This window comes from Pseudomonas sp. P1_A1 (assembly GCF_056406935.1).
The window spans coordinates 42322-65674 of sequence record NZ_JBFTZE010000018.1 but is presented as its reverse complement, the minus strand read 5'-3'; the positions used below and the strand labels follow the sequence as shown (position 1 = coordinate 65674).

Sequence of the window (23353 nt, the reverse complement as noted above, 5' to 3'; positions counted from 1 at the left end):
CTCAGTTGGCAATGACGCTCATGTTCCGGCCACTGGCCTTGGCCACATACAGCGCCTTGTCCGCGGCGCCGACGATGTCGTCGGGCTGGGCTTGCGAGGCCGGGTCGTAGGCGCAGACACCCACGCTGACTGTGACCACGCCGTCCACGCCTCCAACGTGCTCGATGCCGGCCTGCTGAACCGCACGGCGGATGTTTTCCGCTACCAGAAACGCCCCCACGTAGTCGGTACCGGGCAGCACCACCGTAAACTCCTCACCACCGAAGCGAGCCGCGAGATCGCCAGGGCGCTTGATGTTTTCGGTGATAATCGTGCTGATTTTGCGCAAACACTCATCGCCTGCCAAATGACCATAGTGGTCATTGAAGCTCTTGAAGTGGTCGACATCGATCATCAGCAGCGCAAGATGGGTCTGGCTACGCCTGGCGCGGCCCATTTCCGCGAGAATGAACAGGTCGAATTGACGCCGGTTGGAAAGCCCGGTCAGTGCATCCTCCAGTGCCAGCAACTCCAGGCTGCGGTTGACCTCAATGAGTTTGTCCTGAGTCTCCAACAGATTGCTCTGAATATGATTCTGCTGCTTCATGAGGCGGATCAGGCGATAACCGAGAGCCCCCAGAAACCCCAACAGCAACAGGACGATGCCCGCACTGAATATTGATTCCTGCCGCCAACTGGCCAGGACTTCCTCCTTGTCGAGACCGACAAAGATGACAAGCGGATACCCCTCGACCCGTCGAAACCCCACGACCCGCATCACCCCGTCGACAAAGGACCTGACCGTTGCCGTACCGGAATCGCCCTTGGGCAACAGCTGGGTAAACAGCGGCCCTTTGGCGACACTGGTGCCGATATCGGCTTCGTTGAACGGGCGCCGAACGACGATGGTGGCGTCATCGGAGATCAGGTTGATCACGCCGTTATTGCCCATGTCGATGCTGTTGTACAAATCCAGGAAATGCTTGAGGTAGATCGAAGCCACCACCACGCCGGCAAACCGGCCATCAGCGTGATTGAGCCGGCGTGACACGGTCATGATCCACTCACCGGTCGAGCGACTTTTTATCGACGGACCGATATGAGGGCCGCGGTCGGGATGATCACGGTGGTAGATAAAATATTCACGGTCGGAATTATTGGCATTGGGCGGTATGACGTTAATGGCATTGGCGAGCCAGCGTCCTTCTTCGTCGAACACGAACAGCCCATGGATCTGTACCAACTCACTGCGCTGAGCCTGGAGCAAACGTTGCAGTCGGGGAAGTTTTTCCGGTTGCATGCCATCGATTTCGAGGCGGTCCACCAGGGAAAACAGCAGCGTGTCGGCCTGTTTGATCGATGCCTGCGCCTGCGAGGCCAGGGTTTGCGCCAGGTTGGACATCGCCACTTCGCTCTCACGCAGATGGTACTGACGCGAGTTCCAGCTTTCACCGATCACAATGGCCATCAAGGACAGGCACACCGCAATCAGCAGAGAAACCACGTATCGAACCTTGAGCGTTGACTCAACCGGCTCGGGCACCCAAGGCGTGGCGAACCGGGTGTGTTCAATACGATCTTTGAAGGACGGATGCCCCATGACGCTCCCTGAATCCCTTATGACATGGCGAATTTTCCCGTTCGCCCTTTTAGCGCCAGCCAGCCGTGACCGGCGCTCAAACCATTACAACCCGACACCGATACGATAGGTGATTTGCACAAAAACGCTCATTGCCAGCGATCGTAATCGCTACATCGGCGTCTGTTTGATCGCCTCAAACCAGGCCGGATTCAATTGCGTCTGCTCAGTATCGATGCCCAGTGCTTGCATCCGCGCCGCGTGTTGATCCATCTCGCGGGCCAGCTGACTATGGTCGCTGGAATTGCCGTCCAACTGGTGCATCTGGCTCAGCCCCAAGTGATAAAAGCGCAGCAGTTTCATGGCGGCAGGGTCGCCCTGCTCCACCGCCGCCGTCACCTGATGCATGACGTTGGTGACGCTCATCAGGCTGCGCTTGAGCTGCCAACCATAGACCGCTGGCGCCATCCACTCCTGGCTCCAGAACTTGCCGCGCATCAGCGCCACTGTCAGCAACAACGCGGCAAACACACCGCCCACGTTGAACCGCAGATTATCGCCGCCGGGTTCACCGAACAACGTCACCGCCGCCGTCGACAGCACCATCGCCAGCGCCAGGAACATCAGGGCGATGATCACCGTGCTGCGCCGCGTCTGGCGTCGATAGGTTTCGGCATTCATTGGCTGGATTTCGAACATCGCGACGGGATTCCTTGCATCGATGGTAAAAGGCGCTGTGACAAAAAGACTGCGAGGCATTATCGCCTCCCCGAAGGATTTAGCTATGCTGGAGCTCCTTTTCATCTTTTCATCGTCAAGCGGGAGCATGGCGATACAGCGCAGTTCGTGCCATCTTCATCATGGATACACACTATTCGGATGCCATGCGCCGTTGCTGGCGGGTGACATCGTTTTAAGGATCATTGAATGACCCAACGACATGTAATCAACGCCTCGGTCAGCCCTAAAGGCAGCCTGGAAACGCTCTCCCAGCGTGAAGTACAGCAACTGAGCGAAGCCTCATCCGGCATCACCTACACCCTCTTCCGCCAATGCGCCCTGGCCATCCTCAATACCGGCGCCCACGTTGATAACGCCAAGACCATCCTGGAAGCCTACAAAGACTTCGAAATCCGCATTCACCAGCAAGACCGTGGCGTACGCCTGGAACTGCTGAACGCCCCCGCCGACGCTTTCGTCGATGGCGAAATGATCGCCAGCACCCGCGAAATGCTCTTCAGCGCCCTGCGCGACATCGTCTACACCGAAAACGAACTCGACGCCTTGAGCATCGACCTGAGCACCTCCCAGGGCATCAGCGACTACGTCTTCCACCTGCTGCGCAACGCCCGCACCCTGCGCCCCGGCGTCGAGCCGAAAATCGTGGTGTGCTGGGGCGGCCACTCGATCAACACCGAAGAATACAAATACACCAAGAAAGTCGGCCACGAACTCGGCCTGCGCAGCCTGGACATCTGCACTGGTTGCGGCCCTGGCGTGATGAAAGGCCCGATGAAAGGCGCGACCATCGCCCATGCCAAGCAACGCATCCACGGCGGCCGTTACCTCGGCTTGACCGAACCTGGGATCATCGCCGCCGAAGCGCCGAACCCGATCGTCAACGAACTGGTGATCCTGCCGGACATCGAGAAACGCCTGGAAGCGTTCGTGCGGGTCGGCCATGGCATCATCATTTTCCCCGGCGGCGCGGGCACGGCCGAAGAGTTCCTGTACCTGCTCGGCATCCTGATGCACCCGGACAACCAGGACCTGCCGTTCCCGGTGGTCCTTACCGGGCCGAAAAGCGCCGCGCCGTATCTGGAGCAACTGCACGCCTTCGTCGGCGCAACCCTCGGTGAAGAAGCGCAGCAGCACTACGAGATCATCATCGACGACCCGGCTGAAGTGGCGCGGCAGATGACTCAGGGCCTCAAAGCGGTCAAACAGTTCCGCCGCGAGCGCAACGACGCGTTCCATTTCAACTGGCTGCTGAAGATCGACGAAGGCTTCCAGCGCCCGTTCGACCCGACCCACGCCAACATGGCCAACCTGCAACTGAGCCGCAACCTGCCGTCCCACGAACTGGCCGCCAACCTGCGCCGCGCGTTCTCCGGCATCGTCGCCGGCAACGTCAAGGACAAGGGCATCCGCCTGATCGAAGAGCACGGGCCGTACCAGATCCGTGGCGATGCCGAAGTCTTGCAGCCGCTGGACCACTTGCTCAAAGCCTTCGTTGCCCAGCACCGGATGAAACTGCCGGGTGGCGCGGCGTATGTGCCGTGTTACCAAGTGGTGGCTTGATACGCGAAACCCTGTGGAAGCAGGCCCGCGATGGCCCGCTTTCCCGAACCACCGGAAACAAGAAACCCCGCGTGATGCGGGGTTTCTTGTTTTTGGGGACTGAGTCAGTGGAGCCCACTGTGGCGAGGGAGCTTGCTCCCGCTGGGTTGCGAAGCGGCCCCAAATCCAGCAACCGCATTTTTCTGGCACACCGCATATGCCGGTTTTGCGACTGCTGCGCAGCCGAGCGGGAGCAAGCTCCCTCGCCACAATGGGTCACTCAGTTCTGAGGATCGAGGTTATCCAGCACCCGGTTCACCGCCAACTCCCCAAGCATGACCACCGATTGAATCCCCAACATCACATTGCGATGTGGCATGTCCATCAACCCGGCGAACTCACTGAGCATCATGCTCGCTGACGCCAGGGATTCGCAGGCGTTGACCAGCAGGGTTTCGTTATCGACCTTCGGACCGACGTGGTAAATGGTGCTGGGTTTGCGCTTGGGGGCTTTGGGGATGGATGGTTTGAGGTAGTGGTCGAGGGCGCGGTCCGCGGCTTCGTGGAGTTTTTTGGAATCGAGGGATTCGTACGGGGAGGTTGGATCGGTTTCCGGTGGATTTGGTGTTGGTTTGAACATATGAAGCTCCTTGATGAGTGGAGCTACCGCCGTTCGCGGTCAAACGAACAAGGTGGCAGCTGTACGCGGGTTGACCGACCGGACATCAAGGAATCCGGCACACCGAAGTGTCCCACGCACAGCCACCGCGACACGATATTTCAGGCAATGCCTGAAAAGGTCTTGGACGCTGGCGCGCCTTGATTTGTTCGGACGGTCAAATCCGATCGCTGATTGGTCAGCGACCCGGAAACGATAGAGCCCGGCCTCAAGGCGCACAAGCCGGCGGATTCTGGCGTAGTCGTAGGCAGCGGCGCAAGGCTGCGTAGCCTGAGAGAGTGTCTGGAAGTGTCGCTTAAACAATGCTTGTTTAGCGGTCTGACACCGAGCCTTGTGGTGGCTGTACCGGCCTCAGCGCGGGCTGCCCGCGATGAGGCCCAAAAGAACATCCTCAAACCCAGGGTCAAACCACCGGACACATACCTGCCAACCGCACCGCCAACGCCTTGGCCTGGCTCGCCACATCAGTCACCGCCGTGCTCTCCCACCACATCCCGCGCAACGGCGGCCCCATGGCGAACAAACGGCTGGCGACCTGCCCATCGGCGCTTAATACTGCGCCGTCAACTGCGGCGGCAATGCCCAATCCCAACGGCCCCGGACGCACCAGGCCGCGAGCGAGCAACTGCTGCGGCAACGGCCGCGCCACCCGGCGCCAGTCGTATTCGATGCCGCTGGAGTTGATCAGCGCCGCGCCATGCACCACGCAGGTTTGCGCCTCGCCACGCCGACGAATGCGGATGCTGACCTCACCGTCCGACGCAGGCTCGAGCCCCTTGAACGATGCAGCCTGAATCCGCAACCGCCCTTCCCCATGCAGCCGCGCCACCAACTCGGCACTCAACGGCGGCGAGCGATGGTGATGGCTTTCCCACCATGGCCGCACATGCCGCACAAATTGCCGACGTTGCACATCGGTCGCCTGACTCCACAACCGCCCGATATGCGCCCGAACGGTATCCAACGGCGCTTGCCAGTCGATGCCCTGAGCGATGGCATCGCAGCAATGCCGGCGCAGTTCGCGCACCAGCTGACGTGGTGTGCGAATGCTGTGATCCTCGGCGAGAAAATCCACCCACGCCGGCGGTTGTCGGCGCACATGCGGCAGCAAACCATGACGGGAGAACACTTCGATCGGCCCACGATGCCCGGCCTGCTCCAGCGACACCACGGCATCGACCATGGTCAGGCCCGAGCCGATAATCAGCACCGCCGACTGCGGATCGAGCTGACGCATGGCAGTCACATCCCATGGATCGAGCGCCGCTGCGTTCAAGCCGCTGGACTCGGTCTGCGGCGTGCGTGCTGCCGGGAACATACCGGTAGCGAGCACCGCGAATGCGCCTTGCAGACGCTGGCCATCGTTCAAGGTCAGTTGCACAGAGTCGGCAGAGGTCTGCAAGTCCACCACTTCGGCCCGCACATGCTCGACACTCGAACCCTTCAATACGCCCACCGCCTGCGCTTCGGCCAGACGCTGTTGCACATAGACGCCGAACAGCCCGCGCGGCGGAAACAGTTCACTGACCGGCACATGCTGCTGATCCGACTCCGGCCAGCCACCCGCGGCGATGTGTTCGGTCAGCCATTGGGTCAGGTCATCGGCGTTGTCCGGGTCGACGCTCATCCGCGCCGCGTTGCCATTGAGCGTATGGCCCAGCTCCACCGCGCTATAGGCTTCGCCACGGCCCAGTTCTGCTCGCGGCTCGATCACCAGAATCCGGCGCTGACCGGGCAACCGCAACAACTGCGCCGCCAGCATCGCACCGCTGAGGCCGCCGCCGATGATCAGGATGTCCGCGTGGCGGATGGCGTCGCTCGCCTGTCCGCTTTGGGTGTCAGTCATGGCGTTCTCATTGATCAGTGTTTACCTAAATAGAAGTCGTGCAGATCGCCTCGTGCCAGTAACTCATCGGCAGTACCGGACAGCACCACGCGACCCGTGTCGAGGATGTAGGCCTTTGAGGCGTATTTGAGTGCCACGTTAATATTTTGCTCGGCAATCAGGAAGCTCACCTGCTCGTCTCGATTGAGTTGCGCCACGATTTCGAAAATCTCCTGGACGATAATAGGCGCCAAACCCATGGAAGGCTCATCGAGCAGTACCAAAGTAGGACGAGTCATCAACGCGCGGCCGATGGCGACCATTTGTTGTTCGCCACCGGAAGTCAGCCCGGCCTGAGTCTTGCGCTTGGTTTTCAGACGTGGAAACCAGGCGTAGATGCGCTCCAGATCCGCCGCCAGGTCCTTGCGGCTCAGACCGCGAACGAAGCCGCCGCTGCGCAGATTGTCCTCCACCGTCAGTTGCGCAAATACGTGCCGACCTTCCAGCACATGCACCATGCCCTGGCGCACGCGAACACTCGGATCGACCCCGGCAGTATCACGCCCGAGAAAGGCAATCGAGCCTCGGCTGACCTCCGCCCGTTCAGCCCGCACCAACCCGGAAATCGCCTTGAGCGTGGTGCTTTTTCCCGCACCGTTGGCCCCAAGCAAGGCGACGATGCCGCCTTTGGGCACCGTCAGCGATACCCCGGCCACGGCCAGGATCGCCCCGTCGTAGATCACTTCGATGTCATTCACTTGCAACAGGTCATTGGCGGCAATGTCGCTGGCGGCTTTGCTCATGGGTTACTCGTCTCCGGTGCAGGTGCGTGGCGTCAGGCCTTTTTCCTTGGCGAACGCGGCGGATTTTTCATCGATCAATGGCCGCAGCAACGCGCGGTCGGCGGGGATCCAGTCGCTGATCAGCGTCCAGTTGGCGCCGTCCCACTGCTGCACCCGTGCCGAACCGCCACCCTCATGATCCTTGCAAGACAGTTTGAGGTTCTGCATCAGGCCGAAGTAGCCCATGTCCTTGAGCCGTGCATCGCCGATATTCAGGTGCTCCAGCCCCCAGCGCCCTTCTTCGCCATTGAGCGGCCGCTTGCCGAATTTTCCCTGGGCGGTACGGATCGCTTCCACCATGACGGCGGCGTTCACCAGCCCGGAGTTGTAGTAGACGCTTCCGAAATTCTTCAGGTCCTTGAGGTCGCTTTTGCCCTTGTCGAGGATGGCTTGCTTGAGGCGTTTATGGATCTCGAATTCGCTGCCGGCCGGGTATGGCGTCAGCGCCAGATAACCTTTGGCGGCGGCGCCTGCGGGCAATACGTCTTCGCTGGAACTGGCCCAGATGTCGCCGACGATGTGGTCCACCGGAAAGCCGAAGCGCGCCGCCGTCTTGACCGCCACCGGCGTCGACACACCCCAGGTGCGCAGAAACACCCAGTCCGGGTTGGCTTGGCGCACTTGCCGCCATTGCGCCGATTGCTCGTTGCCTGGATCGGCCACCGGAATCTGGATGTTTTCGAAACCGTATTTCTCCGCCAGCAGCTTCAACGGGCCGAGGGTTTCCCGACCATAAGCCGAGTCGTGATAAACCGTGGCGATTTTCTTGCCCTTGAGTTTGTCGAACCCGCCCTCGCGCTGGGCGATGTAGTTGATCAGGCTCGAAGCCTCGCTGTAGAAGGTCAGCATCACCGGAAAGTTGTACGGGAACACCGTGCCGTCGGTGGCTTCGGTGCGACCGTAACCGAGGGTGATCAGCGGGATCTTGTCGACTTCCGCCCGCTCGCTCAACGCATACGCCGCCGGTGCGCCGTTGGGTGAATAGATCGCCACCGGCGCGCCATCCAGGCCTTTCTTGAAGCGCTCATAGCACTCGATGCCCTTCTCCGCCGTCCACTCGGTTTCGCATTCCTGCCAGACCAGTTTGACGCCGTTGATCCCGCCTTCCACATCGTTGATGTAGTTCAGGTAATCGAGCATGCCGGCCCACACCTGCACGCCGCTGGAGGCATAGGCGCCAACGCGATACGTGGCCAACGGGAAGAATTGCTGGTCCGCCGAGGCCTGAACCATCGGCATCGTACTGCCGTAAACCGCCAGCGTCAGAGCGACGCCGGCCAACGAACGTTTCAAGGATGCACGCATGTTGTCTCTCTAATAGTGGGGAGGTCAGAAGCGCAGCGGCCAGTGACGCAGCCGTTCACGGAGGTTGCTCAAGAGGCGAATCAGGCCTTCCGGTTCCTTGATCAGAAACAGGATGATCAGCACGCCGAAGATGATTTTTTGCAGGTTCTGCAACTGGCCGGCGTCCACTGAGCCGCCGAACAGCGCTTGGCCGGCGTGGCTGAGCAGGATCGGCAGCAGGCTGATGAACGCCGCGCCGACGAAGTTGCCGGCGATGCTGCCCATGCCACCGATAATGATGATGAACAGGATCTGGAACGACCGGTTGATATCGAAGCTGCTGGCGCTGGCCGTGCCCAGATAAGCAAAGGCCCACAGGGCCCCGGCGATGCCGAGGTAAAACGAGCTGACGGCGAATGCCAAATGCTTGTAGCGCACCACCGCAATGCCGATGACGGCGGCGGCGGTGTCCATGTCGCGGATCGCCATCCAGTTGCGGCCGATCTGGCTTTTCACCAGGTTCATCGCCACCCAGGTCAACAGCAGCACCGTGGTCAGGGTCAGCAGATAGCGGCCCAATGGCGTGTTGAGGTCATGGCCGAACAGGGCCAGTTTCGGCGCGGAAATGGTTCCGGACGAACCGTAGTTGTAGAACCAGGGGAATTTGACGAACAGCCACTCCAGGAAAAACTGCGCGGCGAGCGTGGTGACCATCAGGTAAAAGCCCTTGATGCGCGAACTCGGCAGGCCAAAGACAAACCCCACCACCGCGCTGATCAGCCCGCCGCCGAGCAGCGCCACCGGCAAGCCCAGCTCTGGCAAACGCAGCAGAAAACCGTAGGTGGCAAAGGCGCCGACCGCCATGAACCCGGCCGCGCCGACCGAGGTCTGGCCGGTGTAACCAGTGAGTAAGTTGAGGCCAAGCCCAGCCAGGGACAACACCAGGAACGGAATCAGAATCGCGTTCAGCCAATAGTCGTTGCCGGTCAGCGGCACGACGACGAAGGCAATCAACAACAGGCCAGGCAGGCCAAACGGCACACGACGCTGGATCAACACCGCTGGCGCGGTTTCGCGGGTTAGGGAAATCGACATGGGTTCAGACTCGCTCGATGGCGCGCTCGCCGAACAGGCCGGCGGGACGGATATACAGGAAGGCCAAGGCCAGGACATAGGCAAACCACGGGGTGATGCCGCCGCCAATCAGCGGGCCGATGTACACCTCGGCGAGGTTCTCCGCCGCACCGACGATCAACCCGCCGACAATCGCCCCGCCAATCGAAGTGAAGCCGCCGATGATCAACACCGGCAAGGCCTTGAGCACCACCAGCGACAGGGAAAACTGCACCCCCTGGCGCGCGCCCCACAGCAACCCGGCGACCAGTCCGACAATGCCCGCCACCGCCCAGACGATCAGCCAGATGCGGTTGAGGTTGATGCCGATCGACAGCGCGGCGGTGGTGTCATCCGCCACCGCGCGCAAGGACACGCCAATGCGGGTTTTGTTGAACAACAGCGCCAGCACCGTCACCAGCACGATGGCGGCCGCTGCGGCAATCAGGTCGAACTGGCTGACCATCATCCCGCCGATGAACAGCGGCACGTCATCGATGCCCAGATCCAGCGCCCGCACCTGCGAGCCCATCAAGCCCTGGGCCAGGCCTTCGATGATGAACGACAGCCCGAGGGTGGCCATGAACAGGGTGATCTGCGAGCGATTGACCAGTGGCCGCAACACCAGCCGTTCGATCAGTAACGCGCCGATGATCATCACCACAACAGTCAGCAACAGTGCCAAGGCGAACGGCACGCCTTGATCGTGCAGGCTGACAAAGGTCAGCGCGGCGAACAGCAGCATCGCGCCCTGGGCAAAATTGAACACGCCGCTGGCCTTGTAGATCAGCACGAAGCCGATCGCGACCAGCGAATACATGGTCCCGGCGAGCAAGCCGCCGAGCAGGGTTTCGAAGAGGAATGTCATCAGTGCACCACTCCCAGATACGCCGCGATGACGTCGGGATTGGCCTGCACCTCGGCCGGCGTGCCGTCACCGACCTTGCGTCCGTAATCGAGCACCACCACATGGTCGGACAGGCCCATCACCACGCTCATGTCGTGCTCGATCAACACCACCGTGGTGCCGAGATCGCGGTTGATGTCGGCGATGAAGCGGGCCATTTCCTGCTTCTCTTCAGCGTTCATCCCGGCCATCGGTTCATCGAGCAGCAACAGGCTGGGGCCGGCGATCAAGGCACGGCCCAGCTCCACGCGTTTTTGCAGGCCGTAGGACAGTTGGCCCACCGGCACGTCGCGATGGGCTTGCAGTTCGAGGAATTCGAGAATGCCTTGGGCTTGTTGGCGAAAGTCTTCAGCCTCACGCCGGGCTCTTGGCAGGTTCAGCGCCTGCTCAATGAAACGGCTGCGCAGGTGCCGTGACAGGCCGGTGAGGATGTTGTCGATCACGCTCATTTTCTTGAACAGCGCGTTGTTCTGGAATGTGCGGCCGATGCCCCTGCGTGCGGCGCTCAACGGGTCGATACGCTTGAACGGCTGTTGCTCGAACACAATCGAACCGGCATCGAAGCGGTACACGCCGTTCAGCACGTTGAGCAGCGAACTCTTGCCCGCGCCGTTGGGACCAATCAGCGCGCAGATCTCGCCCCGACGGACGTCGAACGACAGTTCATTGATCGCCTTCACGCCTTTGAAGGACAGGGAAATACCGCTGACTTGCAGAATGGAGTCGGTCGAGCTCATGCGATGTCCCGTTTGAATTCAGCGAGCCAGATCGGCTCGGGTTGAGCATCGGAAATGCGGGGGGCTTGCCAGATGAACTGCAGGTTGTGGAAACCCAACAGGCGGCGAACGCGGTTCTTGATCAAGCGTTGCAGGCCTTTTTCGGGATGGGCGATGGCCCAGTCGCAGAGGCGTCGACGCCAGGTGCCATGGGGGGCGAGGCGGCTGTCGATTTCCGCGGCCAATAGTTGCAGGCGTTCGGCGGACAGCAGCAGCCCGAACGGCGCGACTTCACGACGGTCGCGGGCGGCGCTGCCGGGGCTTTCCGGGAAAGCCAGGGATTGGCCGCTGGTCAGCCATTGTTCCAGCAGCACCGTCAGGCCGTACTGCCACTGGGTACCCTCTTCGCTCCACAGTTGCGCATCCTGATTCCAGCGGCTGCGGCGTTGCGGGGCTTCCACCGGGCCAAACAGGTCGGCGAAACTCAGCGGCGACTGGCCTTGGTTGATCCAGAGTTGCTGCGTCTGTCGCCCCTGGACGAACGCGTGAGTCGGACGGCTGCGCCACAGGGCTTTGTGCAGGGCTTCGGGGTCGAGGTTGTCCGGCAGCGTCAGCAATTCGGCGCCGATGTGCCGGGCGGCCAATGCGAGTAGCAACAAATTCGGTTCGAACGCGCCGCTCAGGGCCAGACGCGAATCTTCGGTGAAACCTTGCTGACGCAAGCCATCGGCCAACCGCTCGACATCGCGCAAGACATCGATCCAGCGCCAGACGAACCACCGGCCGTGGCGCTTGTGGCGCAAGGCCGGTTGCAACGGACTGACCTGTGCCCAGTGTTGCAACTGCTCCAGGGCGCGAGGCGCCTTGACCTGCCATTCGGCGGTGTCCGCGGTGGGCGGACGCTTGAGTTCATGCACGCTCATTGGCTTACCTCTTATCCATGGGCAAAAGCGTGCGGTGGTCCGCCGGGCTGGAATCTGTAAAACACCACCGTCCCCCTGTGGGAGCGGGCTTGCTCGCGAAAGCGATGTAACTGGCGATATCAATGTTGAATGTGCCCACGATGGCATCTAGGCAGACACCACTTTCCTCTCCTGCCGCCGCAATCCCACCAGGTCGCGATAGCCGCTGCCCGGATGTATCTCCGGCAATCGCGCCCCTTCCCCGAATAACTTCTCGCGCAACGTCCCCGGCGCGTATTCGGTCTTGTACACCCCGCGCTTCTGCAACTCCGGCACCAGCAATTCCACGGCGTCGATGAAGGTTTCGTGGGTCAGCGCATACGCCAGGTTGAAACCATCCACATCAGTCTCCTCGACCCACTCCTGTAGCAGGTCGGCGACGGTCTCGGGGCTGCCGACAAACAGCGGGCCGAACCCACCGATCCCGACCCAATCGGCCAGTTCGTTCGGCGTCCAGACCTTATTCGGGTCCGCCGTGGAAAACGCCTCCACCGCCGACTGAATGGCATTGGTATGCACGTGCTTGAGCGGCTCATCCGGTTTGAACTGGCTGAAATCGATCCCGGTCCAGCCCGAGATCAACGCCATGGCGCCCTCATAACTGACCCAGGTTTTATATTCTTCGAATTTGGCTTTAGCCTTGGCGTCGGTCTCGCCGAGTATCACCGTTTGCAGATTGAAGATCAGGATCTTCGACGGATCGCGCCCCGCTTCAGCCGCACGGCGACGGATGTCGGCCACGGTTTTCTTCAGCAGCACTTTCGACGGCGCGGCGACAAACACACACTCGGCATGTTCGGCCGCAAATTGCTTGCCGCGACTCGAGGCGCCGGCCTGATACAGCACAGGCGTGCGCTGGGGCGAGGGTTCACAGAGATGAATCCCTGGCACCTGAAAGTGTTTACCGACGTGCCGGATCTCGTGAATTTTGCTCGGGTCGCTGAAGATCCGCCGCTCGCGATCCCGCAGAATCGCGCCCTCTTCCCAGCTGCCTTCCCACAGCTTGTAGCAAACCTCCAGGTACTCTTCGGCGAAGTCATAACGGGCGTCGTGTTCGGTCTGGGCTTTCTGGCCGAGATTCTTCGCGCCGCTTTCCAGGTACGAGGTAACGATGTTCCAGCCCGCGCGGCCCTTGGTCAGGTGATCAAGGGTCGACAGGCGCCGGGCGAACGGATACGGATGCTCGAACGACAGCGACGCGGTCAGGCCGAAACCCAGATGCTCGGTGACCAGTGCCATCGGCGGGATCAGTTGCAATGGATCATTGACCGGCACCTGCGCCGCTTGACGAATCGCCGCGTCACCGTTGCCGTTGTAGACGTCGTAGATGCCGAGCACATCGGCAATGAACAAGCCGTCGAACTTGCCGCGCTCGAGGATTTTCGCCAGATCGGTCCAGTACTCCAGATCCTTGTACTGCCATGAGCGATCTCGCGGATGCGCCCACAGGCCGGGCGATTGGTGGCCGACGCAGTTCATGTCAAAGGCGTTGAGACGAATTTCGCGGGCCATCAAACGRCACTCCCAACGCTTGGGGGATGGATGCCGTTGAGGCGGAAGTTGCCGATGAGGTGGAGTTTCCAGCGCAGCGGGTCGTGCAGTGACCCGTGCAATGCAGTGCGTTGGCCGGTGAGTTCGAATTCGGCGTTGCTGACGGCGTTGAGCGCATCTGCGCTAGCCAGATGAGACTCGGCGATGGCAATGCTGATTTCCGTGTCATCTTCAAGGCTATTCAGGAAGTCTTCGGCACGTTCGAGCAGCGCGGCGGCGACTTCGATACGGATGTGCAAGTCGCCGAAACGGCTGATCACATAAGGATCGTCCTCAGGTTGTTGCTGACGAACAAAACGCAGGGTCGCATCAAACAGGCTCCGAGCGTTGTGCAGATCGTGCTGACTTTTGGCCAGGGGCTGCCCGGCAACAATCGGTTGGGTCAAGGCGTTCATGGGTGGCTCCTCAGTTCCAGGCGTGGCGCGCAGGCTTCACGCCGTTGAGCAGATAGTTGCCGATCAGGTGGTATTTCCAGCGTGCCGGGTCGTGCAAGGTGTGCGTCCGGGCGTTGCGCCAGTGACGGTCGAGGTTGTACTTGCCGAGCACCGAGCGAGTACCGGCCAGCTCGAAGAGTTTGCTGCCGGCAAGCAAGGCGATCTCGGCGGACAGCACTTTGGCCTGGGCGACCACCACCGAGGCACGGGCCACCGTGTCTTCATTGGGGTTGAGTAGCGCATGGTCGATTGCGCGGCCAGCCTTTTGCACAATGGCTTCGGTGCCGTGGACTCGCCATTCCAGCTCGCCAATTGCAGCGATGCTGAACGGGTCCTGCCAGCCGTGATCCTGCCCACTGTCGATCCAGGGTCGGGCTTGACGGGCGTAGCGTTTGGTTTCTTCCAGGGCGCCGACGGCGATGCCGGTGTCCACGGCCGCCTGGATGATTTGCGAAATCGGGCCATCGGCGGTGGGCTCGTCGAAGGCTTTATGGGCGGGGATCACGGCGCTGAGCGGGACTTTAACCGCGTTGAGCGTGACACCGCCGCTGGCCGTGGTGCGCTGGCCGAAACCGTCCCAACTGTCGATAACGGTCAAGCCGGGAGTGTCGCGCTCGATGAAGGCTATGAAGGCCTTGTTCTCTTCATTGACCGCCACCGCCGGCACGATGTGCGCGAACAACGCGCCGGTGCAGTAGAACTTCTCGCCGTCGATTTGCGCGGTGTCTTTGTCGAAACGAATGCGGGTTTCGAAGGCACCGGCGTTTTTGCTTTTGGATTCAGAGAAGGCGTTGCCGAATCGGTAGCCCTGCAAGACTTTGCCGAAGTAGTAACGCTTCTGCTCTTCGGTGGCGGTTTGCAAAAGGATGTCGAGCACCCCGAGGTGGTTTTGCGGTATCTGGCCAAGGGATGAGTCGGCGGCGGAAATGATCTTGATCACTTCGGCAACGGTCACGTAAGAAACGCCGGCGCCGCCGTATGCCTTGGGAACGGTGATGCCCCAGAGACCACTGGCGGAAAATTCGTCGAGTTCGGCGATTGGCAAGCGTCGGTCGCGGTCGCGGAGGCTGGCCTCGATGGCGAAGCGCGCGGCGAGCTTGTGAGCGACGGCGATGGCTTCGGCGTCCGAGTGGATGACGTGGGCGGTGCGAGGGGATTGGGCAGAGGCTGTCATGGGCCGACTCCAGAATTCTGGTGAATACCCCAGAGCTTTTGCAGGAGTCATGCCTGAAATTAAATTTCTTTTATTTCAATAAGTTGATGAATTATCCGAGAAACACTTGCAGCTTAAAAACAGCAAAGTGCTTATCCAGTGTTGGTCGGTCAACAGTCAAATCACCACATTACGCACAAACCGCACCGCCACTTCCCCATCATTGCAATAGGAATACGGCTGGTTACTGGCAAACATGAAGAACTCGCCAGCCGCGATTTTCTGCGGCTGATCGCCGAGCATCAGGGTCAGGCAACCTTCGAATACATAAAGCTGTTCGCTATAGCCTTCGGCATCTGGCTGCGACGGGTAAATTTCGCCGGGTTGCAGGCACCATTCCCACTGTTCCACCTCACGAGTGGCAGTGGCTTTGGACAGCAAGACGGCTTTGCTGCCAGGAATCTTCCCGGCCCAAGCCACTTCGTTGATGCGGCTCGGGTCGCGGGCATCCGGGGCCTGGATCAGGTCGCTGAAGGCCACGTCCAGCGCTTCGGCCACGCGGTCGAGGGTGGTCAGGCTGACGTTCTTCTCGCCGGCCTCGATGGCCACCAGCATCCGGCGGCTGACCCCGGACTTTTCGGCCAGGGCGCTCTGGCTCATGTCGGCGGCGTGACGCAGCCGCCGCACGTTCAGGCTGACGTGCTGGAGGACCGAAGCCCGTTGGGTGGAATCTTTGTGCACTATATTGCTCACTGGGTGGCGTTGCGCAGTATACTGCCCAACTTCGGGCGCATTGTGCGTCTCCCTCAGATGGCGCGCAAGGTCATGACGTCAATGAACGCTTCTCATACTTCCCCCCGTTTCTCCCGGTTCAGCAAGGCCGAGTGCGTGCTGGTGCTGATTACCATGGTCTGGGGCGGGACCTTTTTGCTGGTGCAGCATGCGATGACCGTCAGCGGGCCGATGTTCTTCGTCGGGCTGCGCTTTGCCGCGGCGGCGAGCCTTGTGGCGCTGTTCTCCTGGCGTCATCTGCGCGAACTGACCCTGTTCGAACTCAAGGCCGGGGCGTTTATCGGCGTGGCGATCATGCTCGGCTACGGCCTGCAGACCGTGGGTTTGCAGAGCATTCCCAGCAGTCAGTCGGCGTTTATTACCGCGCTGTACGTGCCGTTCGTACCATTGCTGCAATGGCTGGTGCTGGGGCGTCGTCCGGGGTTGATGCCGAGCATCGGGATCATGCTGGCCTTTACCGGGTTGATGTTGCTGTCGGGGCCTTCCGGCGCTTCGTTCAATTTCAGCCCCGGTGAAATCGCCACATTGATCAGCGCCGTGGCGATTGCTGCGGAAATCATTCTGATCAGCACCTATGCCGGCCAGGTCGACGTGCGCCGGGTGACGGTGGTGCAATTGGCGACCACGTCGGTGCTGTCGTTCCTGATGGTGGTGCCGACCCAGGAAGTGATTCCCGACTTCTCGTGGTTGCTGTTGTGCAGCGCTTTGGGATTAGGCGCGGCGAGTGCGGCGATTCAGGTGGCGATGAACTGGGCACAGAAGAGTGTTTCGCCGACTCGGGCGACGTTGATCTATGCCGGGGAGCCGGTGTGGGCCGGGATTGTCGGGCGGATTGCCGGGGAACGCCTGCCGGCGATTGCCTTGGTTGGCGCGGGGTTGATTGTGGCGGCGGTGATTGTCAGTGAGTTGAAGACCAAGGGTAAGGTGGTTTTTGAGGTTGAGGACGATCTGGATCGCGAAGCCGAGCACTGATCGTTCCCACGCTCTGCGTGGGAACGATCGATAGCGATCTGAAACAAGGAAAAACAGGAATTTTCCACCCGCTTTGTAGGATTCTGCGACAGCTTGGCGTTTGGTGATCGGGGAGCTGGCACGTATGATGCTTCACAAACTTCCGCAGATTAGAAGCCTATGTCCCTGATAGTTCTACTGCTTCTGCCTTTTATCGGCAGCTGTCTGGCGGCTTTGCTGCCACACAACGCGCGTAACACCGAATCTTTGTTGGCGGGTCTGGTTGCCTTGATCGGCACTGTCCAGGTCGCCCTCCTGTACCCGCAAATCGCCCATGGCGGCGTCATTCGTGAAGAGTTCTTCTGGCTCCCCAGCCTGGGCCTGAACTTCGTGCTGCGCATGGACGGTTTCGCCTGGTTGTTCTCGATGCTGGTGCTGGGCATCGGCACGCTGGTTTCGTTGTACGCCCGTTATTACATGTCACCGGACGACCCGGTGCCGCGTTTCTTTGCGTTTTTCCTGGCGTTCATGGGCGCCATGCTGGGGTTGGTGATCTCCGGCAACCTGATCCAGATCGTGTTTTTCTGGGAGCTGACCAGTATCTTTTCATTCCTGTTGATCGGCTACTGGCACCACCGCGCCGATGCGCGACGGGGTGCTTATATGGCGCTGATGGTTACCGGCGCGGGCGGTTTGTGTTTGCTGGCGGGGGTCATGCTGCTCGGCCATGTGGTCGGCAGCTATGACCTGGACAAGGTCCTGGCCGCCGGCGATCTGATTCGCGCGCATGCCCTCTACCCTATTCTGCTGCCCCTGATCCTGATCGGCGCCCTGAGCAAAAGCGCGCAATTTCCCTTCCACTTCTGGCTGCCCCACGCCATGGCGGCGCCAACTCCGGTGTCGGCGTATCTGCACTCGGCGACCATGGTCAAGGCCGGGGTGTTCCTGCTCGCTCGCCTGTGGCCGTCGCTGTCCGGCAGTGAAGAATGGTTCTACATCGTCAGCGGGGCCGGCGCCTGCACCCTGTTGCTTGGCGCTTACTGCGCGATGTTCCAGAACGACCTCAAGGGCTTGCTGGCCTACTCGACCATCAGCCACCTGGGCCTGATCACCCTGCTGCTGGGCCTGAACAGTCCGCTGGCTGCCGTGGCCGCGGTATTCCACATTCTCAACCACGCCACGTTCAAGGCCTCGCTGTTCATGGCCGCCGGGATCATCGACCACGAAAGCGGCACCCGGGACATTCGCAAACTCAGCGGCCTGGTCAAACTGATCCCGTTCACCGCCACCCTGGCCATGGTCGCCAGCGCCTCCATGGCCGGCGTGCCGCTGCTCAACGGCTTCCTGTCGAAAGAGATGTTCTTCGCCGAAACCGTGTTCATCAACGCCACGGCCTGGATCGAGATGACCCTGCCGATCGTCGCGACCATTGCCGGGACGTTCAGCGTCGCTTACTCCCTGCGCTTCACCGTCGACGTGTTCTTCGGCCCGACCGCCACCGATCTGCCGCACACCCCGCACGAGCCGCCGCGCTGGATGCGCGCGCCGGTGGAGTTGCTGGTGTTCACCTGTCTGGTGGTGGGGATTTTCCCCGCTCAAGTGGTCGGCTCGCTGCTCGCCGCCGCCGCATTGCCGGTGGTGGGCGGCACGCTGCCCGAGTACAGCCTGGCGATCTGGCACGGCTGGAACGCACCGATGTTCATGAGCCTGATCGCCATGTCCGGCGGCATCGTGCTTTACCTGTTGCTGCGTAATCAACTCAAGCAAGGGCGTTTCACGCACCCGCCGGTGATCAGCCGTTTCAATGGCAAGCGGCTGTTCGAGCGCTGCCTGGTGATCATGATGCGTCTGGCCCGTCGCCTGGAGCGGCGGATCAGCACCCGGCGCCTGCAAACCCAACTGTTCCTGGTGGTACTCGCCGCAGTGCTGGCCGGGGTGATCCCGATGCTGCACAGCAGCCTGAGCTGGGGTGACCGGGCGAAAATTCCGGGCTCGATCGTGTTCGTGATCCTCTGGCTGCTGGCGATTGCCTGTGCACTCGGCGCGGCGTGGCAAGCCAAGTATCACCGGCTTGCGGCCCTGACCATGGTCAGCGTCTGCGGCTTGATGACCTGCGTGACCTTCGTCTGGTTCTCGGCGCCGGACCTGGCCCTGACGCAACTGGTGGTCGAAGTGGTGACCATGGTGCTGATCCTGCTCGGCCTGCGCTGGTTGCCGCGACGGATCGAAGAGGTGTCACCGTTGCCAAGCAGCCTGCGCAAGGCGCGGGTACGACGGGTTCGCGACTTGCTGCTATCGACAGCGGTCGGTGGCGGCATGGCGCTGTTGTCCTACGCGATGCTGACCCGCCAGACGCCCAACGACATATCCTCTTTCTACCTCAGTCGCGCCCTGCCCGAAGGCGGCGGCAGCAACGTGGTCAACGTAATGTTGGTGGATTTCCGTGGCTTCGACACACTCGGCGAAATCACCGTGCTGGTGGCGGTGGCCCTGGCGGTGTTCGCCCTGCTGCGACGCTTCCGCCCTCCGAAAGAAAGCCTGCAACTGCCGGCCCAACAGCGTCTGCTGGCGCCCGATGTGGTCACCGATCTGGTCAACCCGCGTCACGCCAGCGACACCGCGCTCGGTTTCATGATGGTGCCGGCGGTGCTGGTGCGCCTGCTGTTGCCGATCGCCCTGGTGATCTCCTTCTATCTGTTCCTGCGCGGGCACAACCAACCGGGCGGCGGTTTCGTCGCAGGGCTAGTGATGTCGGTGGCGTTCATCCTGCAATACATGGTCGCCGGCACCCAGTGGGTCGAGGCGCAAATGAGCTTGCGGCCGTTGCGCTGGATGGGCACCGGGCTGTTGTTCGCCACCGTTACCGGGCTCGGGGCGATGGCGGCCGGGTATCCGTTCCTGACCACCCACACCTGGCATTTCGAGCTGCCGCTGCTGGGTGACATTCATATCGCCAGCGCGCTGTTCTTCGACATTGGCGTGTACGCCGTGGTGGTCGGTTCGACGCTGTTGATCCTCACCGCCCTCGCCCACCAATCGGTACGCGGTCATAAAACCAGCGCGCAAATCAGGCCCGTGGCCAAAGCTGTTGTTACCCAAGGAGCCATCTGATGGAAGAAGTCATCGCAATCGCCATCGGTGTGCTGGCCGCGTCCGGCGTATGGCTGATCCTGCGGCCACGGACGTTCCAGGTGGTCATGGGCCTGTGCCTGCTGTCCTATGGCGTCAACCTGTTCATCTTCAGCATGGGCAGCCTGTTCATTGGCAAGGAGCCGAACATCAAGGACGGCGTGCCTCAGGATTTGCTGCACTACACCGACCCGCTGCCGCAAGCGCTGGTGCTGACCGCGATCGTCATCAGTTTCGCCATGACCGCGCTGTTCCTGGTGGTGCTGCTCGCCTCCCGGGGCCTGACCGGCACCGACCATGTGGATGGCCGGGAGCCTAAAGAATGATGGCGATGACTCACTTGATCGTCACACCGATCCTGCTGCCGCTGCTGACCGCCGCCGTGATGCTGATGCTGGGCGAAAAACACCGTCCACTGAAGGCCAGGATCAATCTGTTCTCCAGCCTGTTGGGGCTGGGCATTGCCGTGATGTTGCTGCAATGGACACAAACCACCGGCGTGCCCGGCTCCATTGGCGTGTACCTGCCGGGCAACTGGCAGGCGCCGTTCGGTATCGTGCTGGTGGTCGATCGCCTGTCGGCGTTGATGCTGGTGCTGACCGGGATCATCGGCGTCAGCGCCCTGCTGTTCGCCATGGCCCGCTGGGACGGCGCCGGTTCGAGTTTCCACGCACTGTTCCAGATTCAGTTAATGGGCCTGTATGGCGCCTTCCTCACGGCGGACCTGTTCAACCTGTTCGTGTTTTTCGAAGTGCTGCTCGCCGCTTCCTACGGACTGATGCTGCACGGTTCGGGCCGGGCGCGGGTGTCGTCGGGGCTGCATTACATCTCGATCAACCTGCTGGCCTCGTCGTTGTTCCTGATCGGCGCGGCGCTGATCTACGGCGTTACCGGCACACTGAACATGGCCGACCTGGCGCTGAAAATCCCGCTGGTGCCGGAGGCCGATCGCGGCCTGCTGCATGCCGGCGCGGCGATTCTGGCGGTGGCGTTCCTGGCCAAGGCCGGGATGTGGCCGCTGAACTTCTGGCTGGTGCCGGCGTACTCCGCGGCCAGCGCCCCGGTAGCGGCGATGTTCGCGATCATGACCAAGGTCGGCGTCTACACCCTGCTACGCCTGTGGACGCTGCTGTTCTCCGGTCAGGCCGGGGCCTCCGCGTACTTCGGTGGCGACTGGCTGATCTACGGCGGCATGGCGACCATCGTCTGCGCCGCCGTGGCGATCCTCGCCGCGCAACGCCTGGAACGCATGGCCAGCCTGAGCATTCTGGTGTCGGCAGGCATTTTGTTGTCGGCCATCGGTTTCGCTCAGCCGAACCTGATCGGCGCGGCGCTGTTCTATCTGGTCAGCTCGACCCTGGCCTTGAGCGCGCTGTTCCTGCTGGCAGAGTTGATCGAGCGTTCGCGTTCGGCCAACGAAATGCCACTGGACGATGACGGCGAGCTGCTGCCACGGCCCCTGGAATCCTTGCAGCCGCCCAAAGGTTTCAACCTCGATGACGACCAGAAAGCCGTGGTCGGTCAGGTGATTCCCTGGACCATGGCCTTCCTCGGCCTGAGCTTCATCGCTTGCGCCTTGCTGATCATCGGCATGCCGCCGCTCTCCGGATTCATCGGCAAACTCAGCCTGCTCAGCGCCCTGCTCAACCCGCTGGGCCTGGGTCATGGCAACGACGAGCCGGTATCGAACGGTGCGTGGGGGTTGCTGGCGTTGTTGATCCTGTCCGGATTGGCCTCGTTGATCGCTTTCTCGCGTTTGGGCATCCAGCGTTTCTGGACCCCGCAAGAGCGACCGTCGCCCTTGCTGCGCCGCCTGGAATGCGTGCCGATCATCGTGCTGCTGGGGCTGAGCATCGCGCTGACGTTCAAGGCTGAACCGCTGCTGCGCTACACCCAGGCCGCCGCTCAAGCATTGAATAACCCGCAGCAATACGTGATGGCAGTGCTCGGCACCCGTGCAGTGCCGAGCCCTGAAGCCAGCGCGGTACTGGTGGAGGTGCAACCATGAAGCGTCTGTTTCCTGCGCCGTGGTTGTCGCTGTCCCTGTGGCTGCTGTGGCTGCTGTTGAACCTGTCGATGAGCCCCGGCAATTTGCTGCTGGGCGCGGTACTTGGCCTCTGTGCCCCGCTGATGATGCGCAAGCTGCGGCCGTTGCCGATCAGCATTCGTCGCCCCGGGGTGATTTTGCGTTTGTTCTTGCTGGTCGGGCGCGATGTGCTGGTGTCCAACCTCGCCGTGGCCTGGGGTGTGCTCAATGCCGGGCGGCGTGCGCCTCGCTCGCGGTTCATCAAGGTGCCGCTGGATTTGCGCGATGCCAACGGCCTGGCGGCGCTGTCGATCATCTGCACGGTGATTCCCGGCACGGTCTGGTCGGAGCTGGCGCTGGATCGCAGCATTCTGTTGCTGCACGTTTTCGATCTGGATGACGAAGGCCCATTCATCCAGCACTTCAAGGCGACCTACGAGCGCCCCTTGATGGAGATCTTCGAATGAGCGCATTGCTGTCGAACGCGATCCTGCTGAGCCTGTTCATCTTTTCGCTGGCGATGATTCTGACCCTGGTCCGCCTGTTCAAGGGCCCGTCAGCCCAGGATCGGGTTCTGGCCCTGGATTACCTGTACATCATCGCCATGCTGATGATGCTCGCGCTGGGCATTCGTTATGCCAGTGACACTTATTTCGAGGCGGCGCTGCTGATCGCCCTGTTCGGCTTCGTCGGCTCGTTTGCCCTGGCCAAATTCCTGTTGCGCGGCGAGGTGATCGAATGAGCGCTGAACTGTCTTTGTGGGTGGAAATACCGGTGGCGATTCTGCTGGTGCTCAGCAGTCTGTTTGCGCTGATCGGCGCGGTCGGGCTGCTGCGGATGAAGGATTACTTCCAGCGCATGCACCCGCCGGCACTGGCCTCGACATTGGGCGCGTGGTGCGTGGCACTGGCTTCGATCATTTACTTTTCGGCGCTCAAGTCGGGGCCGGTGTTGCATGCCTGGCTGATTCCGATTCTGTTATCGATCACGGTGCCGGTGACCACGCTGCTACTGGCCCGGGCGGCGCTGTTCCGCAAGCGCATGGCAGGGGATGATGTGCCGGCGGAAGTGAGTAGTCGGCGCACGGAAACCGGGAGTTAGTTCGAGGATTTGTGTTGATTGGCAGGGCCTATATCGCGGGCTTGCTCGCG

Annotated in this window: 22 protein-coding genes; 8 read left to right on the top strand and 14 right to left on the bottom strand. The window is 61.4% G+C overall.

The features are described 5' to 3' along the window. Position 1 precedes the first annotated feature (1 nt). Positions 2-1579: a sensor domain-containing diguanylate cyclase gene (locus AC1D2Q_RS23090; protein ID WP_477814648.1), complete on the bottom strand. Its 1578-nt coding sequence runs from the start codon at positions 1577-1579 to the stop codon at positions 2-4. Between the two features lie 150 nt (positions 1580-1729). Continuing rightward, positions 1730-2257: a DUF3087 domain-containing protein gene (locus tag AC1D2Q_RS23085; protein WP_477814701.1), complete on the bottom strand. Its 528-nt coding sequence runs from the start codon at positions 2255-2257 to the stop codon at positions 1730-1732. 228 nt (positions 2258-2485) lie between these two features. On the opposite strand from AC1D2Q_RS23085, the gene ppnN reads away from it, so the two are divergent. After that, positions 2486-3859, top strand: a complete 1374-nt coding sequence (gene ppnN / locus AC1D2Q_RS23080; protein WP_096480647.1) for a nucleotide 5'-monophosphate nucleosidase PpnN — start codon at positions 2486-2488, stop codon at positions 3857-3859. A 259-nt stretch (positions 3860-4118) separates the two neighbouring features. Here ppnN and AC1D2Q_RS23075 read toward each other — a convergent pair whose 3' ends face one another. From AC1D2Q_RS23075 to AC1D2Q_RS23020, 12 genes are all read right to left on the bottom strand, one after another. After that, positions 4119-4478: a DUF6124 family protein gene (locus AC1D2Q_RS23075; RefSeq protein WP_477814647.1), complete on the bottom strand. Its 360-nt coding sequence runs from the start codon at positions 4476-4478 to the stop codon at positions 4119-4121. A gap of 442 nt (positions 4479-4920) precedes the next feature. Beyond that, positions 4921-6363 (bottom strand): FAD/NAD(P)-binding protein, encoded by a 1443-nt coding sequence (locus AC1D2Q_RS23070; protein ID WP_477814646.1) that lies wholly within the window; start codon positions 6361-6363, stop codon positions 4921-4923. A gap of 14 nt (positions 6364-6377) precedes the next feature. After that, positions 6378-7145 (bottom strand): ABC transporter ATP-binding protein, encoded by a 768-nt coding sequence (locus AC1D2Q_RS23065; protein WP_477814645.1) that lies wholly within the window; start codon positions 7143-7145, stop codon positions 6378-6380. Positions 7146-7148: 3 nt separating this feature from the next. Then, positions 7149-8489 carry an ABC transporter substrate-binding protein gene (locus tag AC1D2Q_RS23060; RefSeq protein ID WP_477814644.1) on the bottom strand — a complete coding sequence of 447 codons (1341 nt, stop codon included), beginning with the start codon at positions 8487-8489 and terminating at the stop codon, positions 7149-7151. Positions 8490-8513: 24 nt separating this feature from the next. After that, entirely contained in the window at positions 8514-9563 is a 1050-nt protein-coding gene (locus AC1D2Q_RS23055) for a branched-chain amino acid ABC transporter permease (protein ID WP_477814643.1), read from the bottom strand. A 4-nt stretch (positions 9564-9567) separates the two neighbouring features. Continuing rightward, positions 9568-10449, bottom strand: coding sequence for a branched-chain amino acid ABC transporter permease (locus AC1D2Q_RS23050; RefSeq protein WP_477814642.1), 882 nt, complete (start codon positions 10447-10449; stop codon positions 9568-9570). Continuing rightward, complete coding sequence (locus AC1D2Q_RS23045; protein WP_477814641.1) at positions 10449-11225, bottom strand: ABC transporter ATP-binding protein; 777 nt, start codon at positions 11223-11225, stop codon at positions 10449-10451. The genes AC1D2Q_RS23050 and AC1D2Q_RS23045 overlap by 1 nt, the downstream gene beginning before the upstream one ends. After that, a complete protein-coding gene (locus AC1D2Q_RS23040; RefSeq protein WP_477814640.1) occupies positions 11222-12127 on the bottom strand; it encodes an AMP-binding protein in 906 nt (301 codons plus the stop codon). Before AC1D2Q_RS23040 ends, AC1D2Q_RS23045 begins: the two co-directional genes overlap by 4 nt. Before the next feature lie 147 nt (positions 12128-12274). Further along, the gene (locus AC1D2Q_RS23035) at positions 12275-13678 is read right to left on the bottom strand and encodes an LLM class flavin-dependent oxidoreductase (protein WP_477814639.1); all 1404 of its coding nucleotides are present in this window, start codon (positions 13676-13678) and stop codon (positions 12275-12277) included. Then, positions 13678-14112 carry an acyl-CoA dehydrogenase gene (locus tag AC1D2Q_RS23030; protein ID WP_477814638.1) on the bottom strand — a complete coding sequence of 145 codons (435 nt, stop codon included), beginning with the start codon at positions 14110-14112 and terminating at the stop codon, positions 13678-13680. The genes AC1D2Q_RS23035 and AC1D2Q_RS23030 overlap by 1 nt, the downstream gene beginning before the upstream one ends. Positions 14113-14122: 10 nt before the next feature. Further along, entirely contained in the window at positions 14123-15325 is a 1203-nt protein-coding gene (locus AC1D2Q_RS23025) for an SfnB family sulfur acquisition oxidoreductase (RefSeq protein ID WP_477814637.1), read from the bottom strand. Positions 15326-15481: 156 nt separating this feature from the next. Beyond that, entirely contained in the window at positions 15482-16045 is a 564-nt protein-coding gene (locus AC1D2Q_RS23020; RefSeq protein WP_477814636.1) for a helix-turn-helix domain-containing protein, read from the bottom strand. Here AC1D2Q_RS23020 and AC1D2Q_RS23015 point away from each other — a divergent pair. From AC1D2Q_RS23015 to AC1D2Q_RS22985, 7 genes are all read left to right on the top strand, one after another. Then, entirely contained in the window at positions 16040-17068 is a 1029-nt protein-coding gene (locus AC1D2Q_RS23015) for a DMT family transporter (RefSeq protein WP_477814635.1), read from the top strand. The genes AC1D2Q_RS23020 and AC1D2Q_RS23015 overlap by 6 nt on opposite strands. Before the next feature lie 159 nt (positions 17069-17227). Further along, complete coding sequence (locus AC1D2Q_RS23010) at positions 17228-20158, top strand: monovalent cation/H+ antiporter subunit A (RefSeq protein WP_477814634.1); 2931 nt, start codon at positions 17228-17230, stop codon at positions 20156-20158. Further along, positions 20158-20502, top strand: a complete 345-nt coding sequence (locus AC1D2Q_RS23005; protein ID WP_007935994.1) for a Na+/H+ antiporter subunit C — start codon at positions 20158-20160, stop codon at positions 20500-20502. Before AC1D2Q_RS23010 ends, AC1D2Q_RS23005 begins: the two co-directional genes overlap by 1 nt. Further along, positions 20499-22184: a monovalent cation/H+ antiporter subunit D gene (locus AC1D2Q_RS23000; protein ID WP_477814633.1), complete on the top strand. Its 1686-nt coding sequence runs from the start codon at positions 20499-20501 to the stop codon at positions 22182-22184. The genes AC1D2Q_RS23005 and AC1D2Q_RS23000 overlap by 4 nt, the downstream gene beginning before the upstream one ends. Next, complete coding sequence (locus AC1D2Q_RS22995) at positions 22181-22669, top strand: Na+/H+ antiporter subunit E (RefSeq protein ID WP_477814632.1); 489 nt, start codon at positions 22181-22183, stop codon at positions 22667-22669. Before AC1D2Q_RS23000 ends, AC1D2Q_RS22995 begins: the two co-directional genes overlap by 4 nt. Continuing rightward, the gene (locus tag AC1D2Q_RS22990; protein ID WP_477814631.1) at positions 22666-22944 is read left to right on the top strand and encodes a K+/H+ antiporter subunit F; all 279 of its coding nucleotides are present in this window, start codon (positions 22666-22668) and stop codon (positions 22942-22944) included. The genes AC1D2Q_RS22995 and AC1D2Q_RS22990 overlap by 4 nt, the downstream gene beginning before the upstream one ends. After that, positions 22941-23303, top strand: coding sequence for a Na+/H+ antiporter subunit G (locus AC1D2Q_RS22985; RefSeq protein ID WP_007935990.1), 363 nt, complete (start codon positions 22941-22943; stop codon positions 23301-23303). The genes AC1D2Q_RS22990 and AC1D2Q_RS22985 overlap by 4 nt, the downstream gene beginning before the upstream one ends. The last annotated feature ends 50 nt before the right edge of the window (positions 23304-23353 follow it).

What these genes read in the sequence shown, in the direction of transcription:
- AC1D2Q_RS22990 (WP_477814631.1), top strand. Translation starts at nt 22,666, where the DNA reads ATGAGCGCATTGCTGTCGAACGCGATCCTGCTGAGCCTGTTCATCTTT.
- AC1D2Q_RS23035 (WP_477814639.1), bottom strand. Translation starts at nt 13,678, where the DNA reads ATGGCCCGCGAAATTCGTCTCAACGCCTTTGACATGAACTGCGTCGGC.
- ppnN (WP_096480647.1), top strand. Translation starts at nt 2,486, where the DNA reads ATGACCCAACGACATGTAATCAACGCCTCGGTCAGCCCTAAAGGCAGC.
- AC1D2Q_RS23050 (WP_477814642.1), bottom strand. Translation starts at nt 10,449, where the DNA reads ATGACATTCCTCTTCGAAACCCTGCTCGGCGGCTTGCTCGCCGGGACC.
- AC1D2Q_RS23065 (WP_477814645.1), bottom strand. Translation starts at nt 7,145, where the DNA reads ATGAGCAAAGCCGCCAGCGACATTGCCGCCAATGACCTGTTGCAAGTG.
- AC1D2Q_RS23000 (WP_477814633.1), top strand. Translation starts at nt 20,499, where the DNA reads ATGATGGCGATGACTCACTTGATCGTCACACCGATCCTGCTGCCGCTG.
- AC1D2Q_RS23055 (WP_477814643.1), bottom strand. Translation starts at nt 9,563, where the DNA reads ATGTCGATTTCCCTAACCCGCGAAACCGCGCCAGCGGTGTTGATCCAG.
- AC1D2Q_RS23090 (WP_477814648.1), bottom strand. Translation starts at nt 1,579, where the DNA reads ATGGGGCATCCGTCCTTCAAAGATCGTATTGAACACACCCGGTTCGCC.
- AC1D2Q_RS23025 (WP_477814637.1), bottom strand. Translation starts at nt 15,325, where the DNA reads ATGACAGCCTCTGCCCAATCCCCTCGCACCGCCCACGTCATCCACTCG.
- AC1D2Q_RS23060 (WP_477814644.1), bottom strand. Translation starts at nt 8,489, where the DNA reads ATGCGTGCATCCTTGAAACGTTCGTTGGCCGGCGTCGCTCTGACGCTG.
- AC1D2Q_RS23045 (WP_477814641.1), bottom strand. Translation starts at nt 11,225, where the DNA reads ATGAGCTCGACCGACTCCATTCTGCAAGTCAGCGGTATTTCCCTGTCC.
- AC1D2Q_RS23005 (WP_007935994.1), top strand. Translation starts at nt 20,158, where the DNA reads ATGGAAGAAGTCATCGCAATCGCCATCGGTGTGCTGGCCGCGTCCGGC.
- AC1D2Q_RS23070 (WP_477814646.1), bottom strand. Translation starts at nt 6,363, where the DNA reads ATGACTGACACCCAAAGCGGACAGGCGAGCGACGCCATCCGCCACGCG.
- AC1D2Q_RS22995 (WP_477814632.1), top strand. Translation starts at nt 22,181, where the DNA reads ATGAAGCGTCTGTTTCCTGCGCCGTGGTTGTCGCTGTCCCTGTGGCTG.
- AC1D2Q_RS23010 (WP_477814634.1), top strand. Translation starts at nt 17,228, where the DNA reads ATGTCCCTGATAGTTCTACTGCTTCTGCCTTTTATCGGCAGCTGTCTG.
- AC1D2Q_RS23075 (WP_477814647.1), bottom strand. Translation starts at nt 4,478, where the DNA reads ATGTTCAAACCAACACCAAATCCACCGGAAACCGATCCAACCTCCCCG.
- AC1D2Q_RS22985 (WP_007935990.1), top strand. Translation starts at nt 22,941, where the DNA reads ATGAGCGCTGAACTGTCTTTGTGGGTGGAAATACCGGTGGCGATTCTG.
- AC1D2Q_RS23040 (WP_477814640.1), bottom strand. Translation starts at nt 12,127, where the DNA reads ATGAGCGTGCATGAACTCAAGCGTCCGCCCACCGCGGACACCGCCGAA.
- AC1D2Q_RS23085 (WP_477814701.1), bottom strand. Translation starts at nt 2,257, where the DNA reads ATGTTCGAAATCCAGCCAATGAATGCCGAAACCTATCGACGCCAGACG.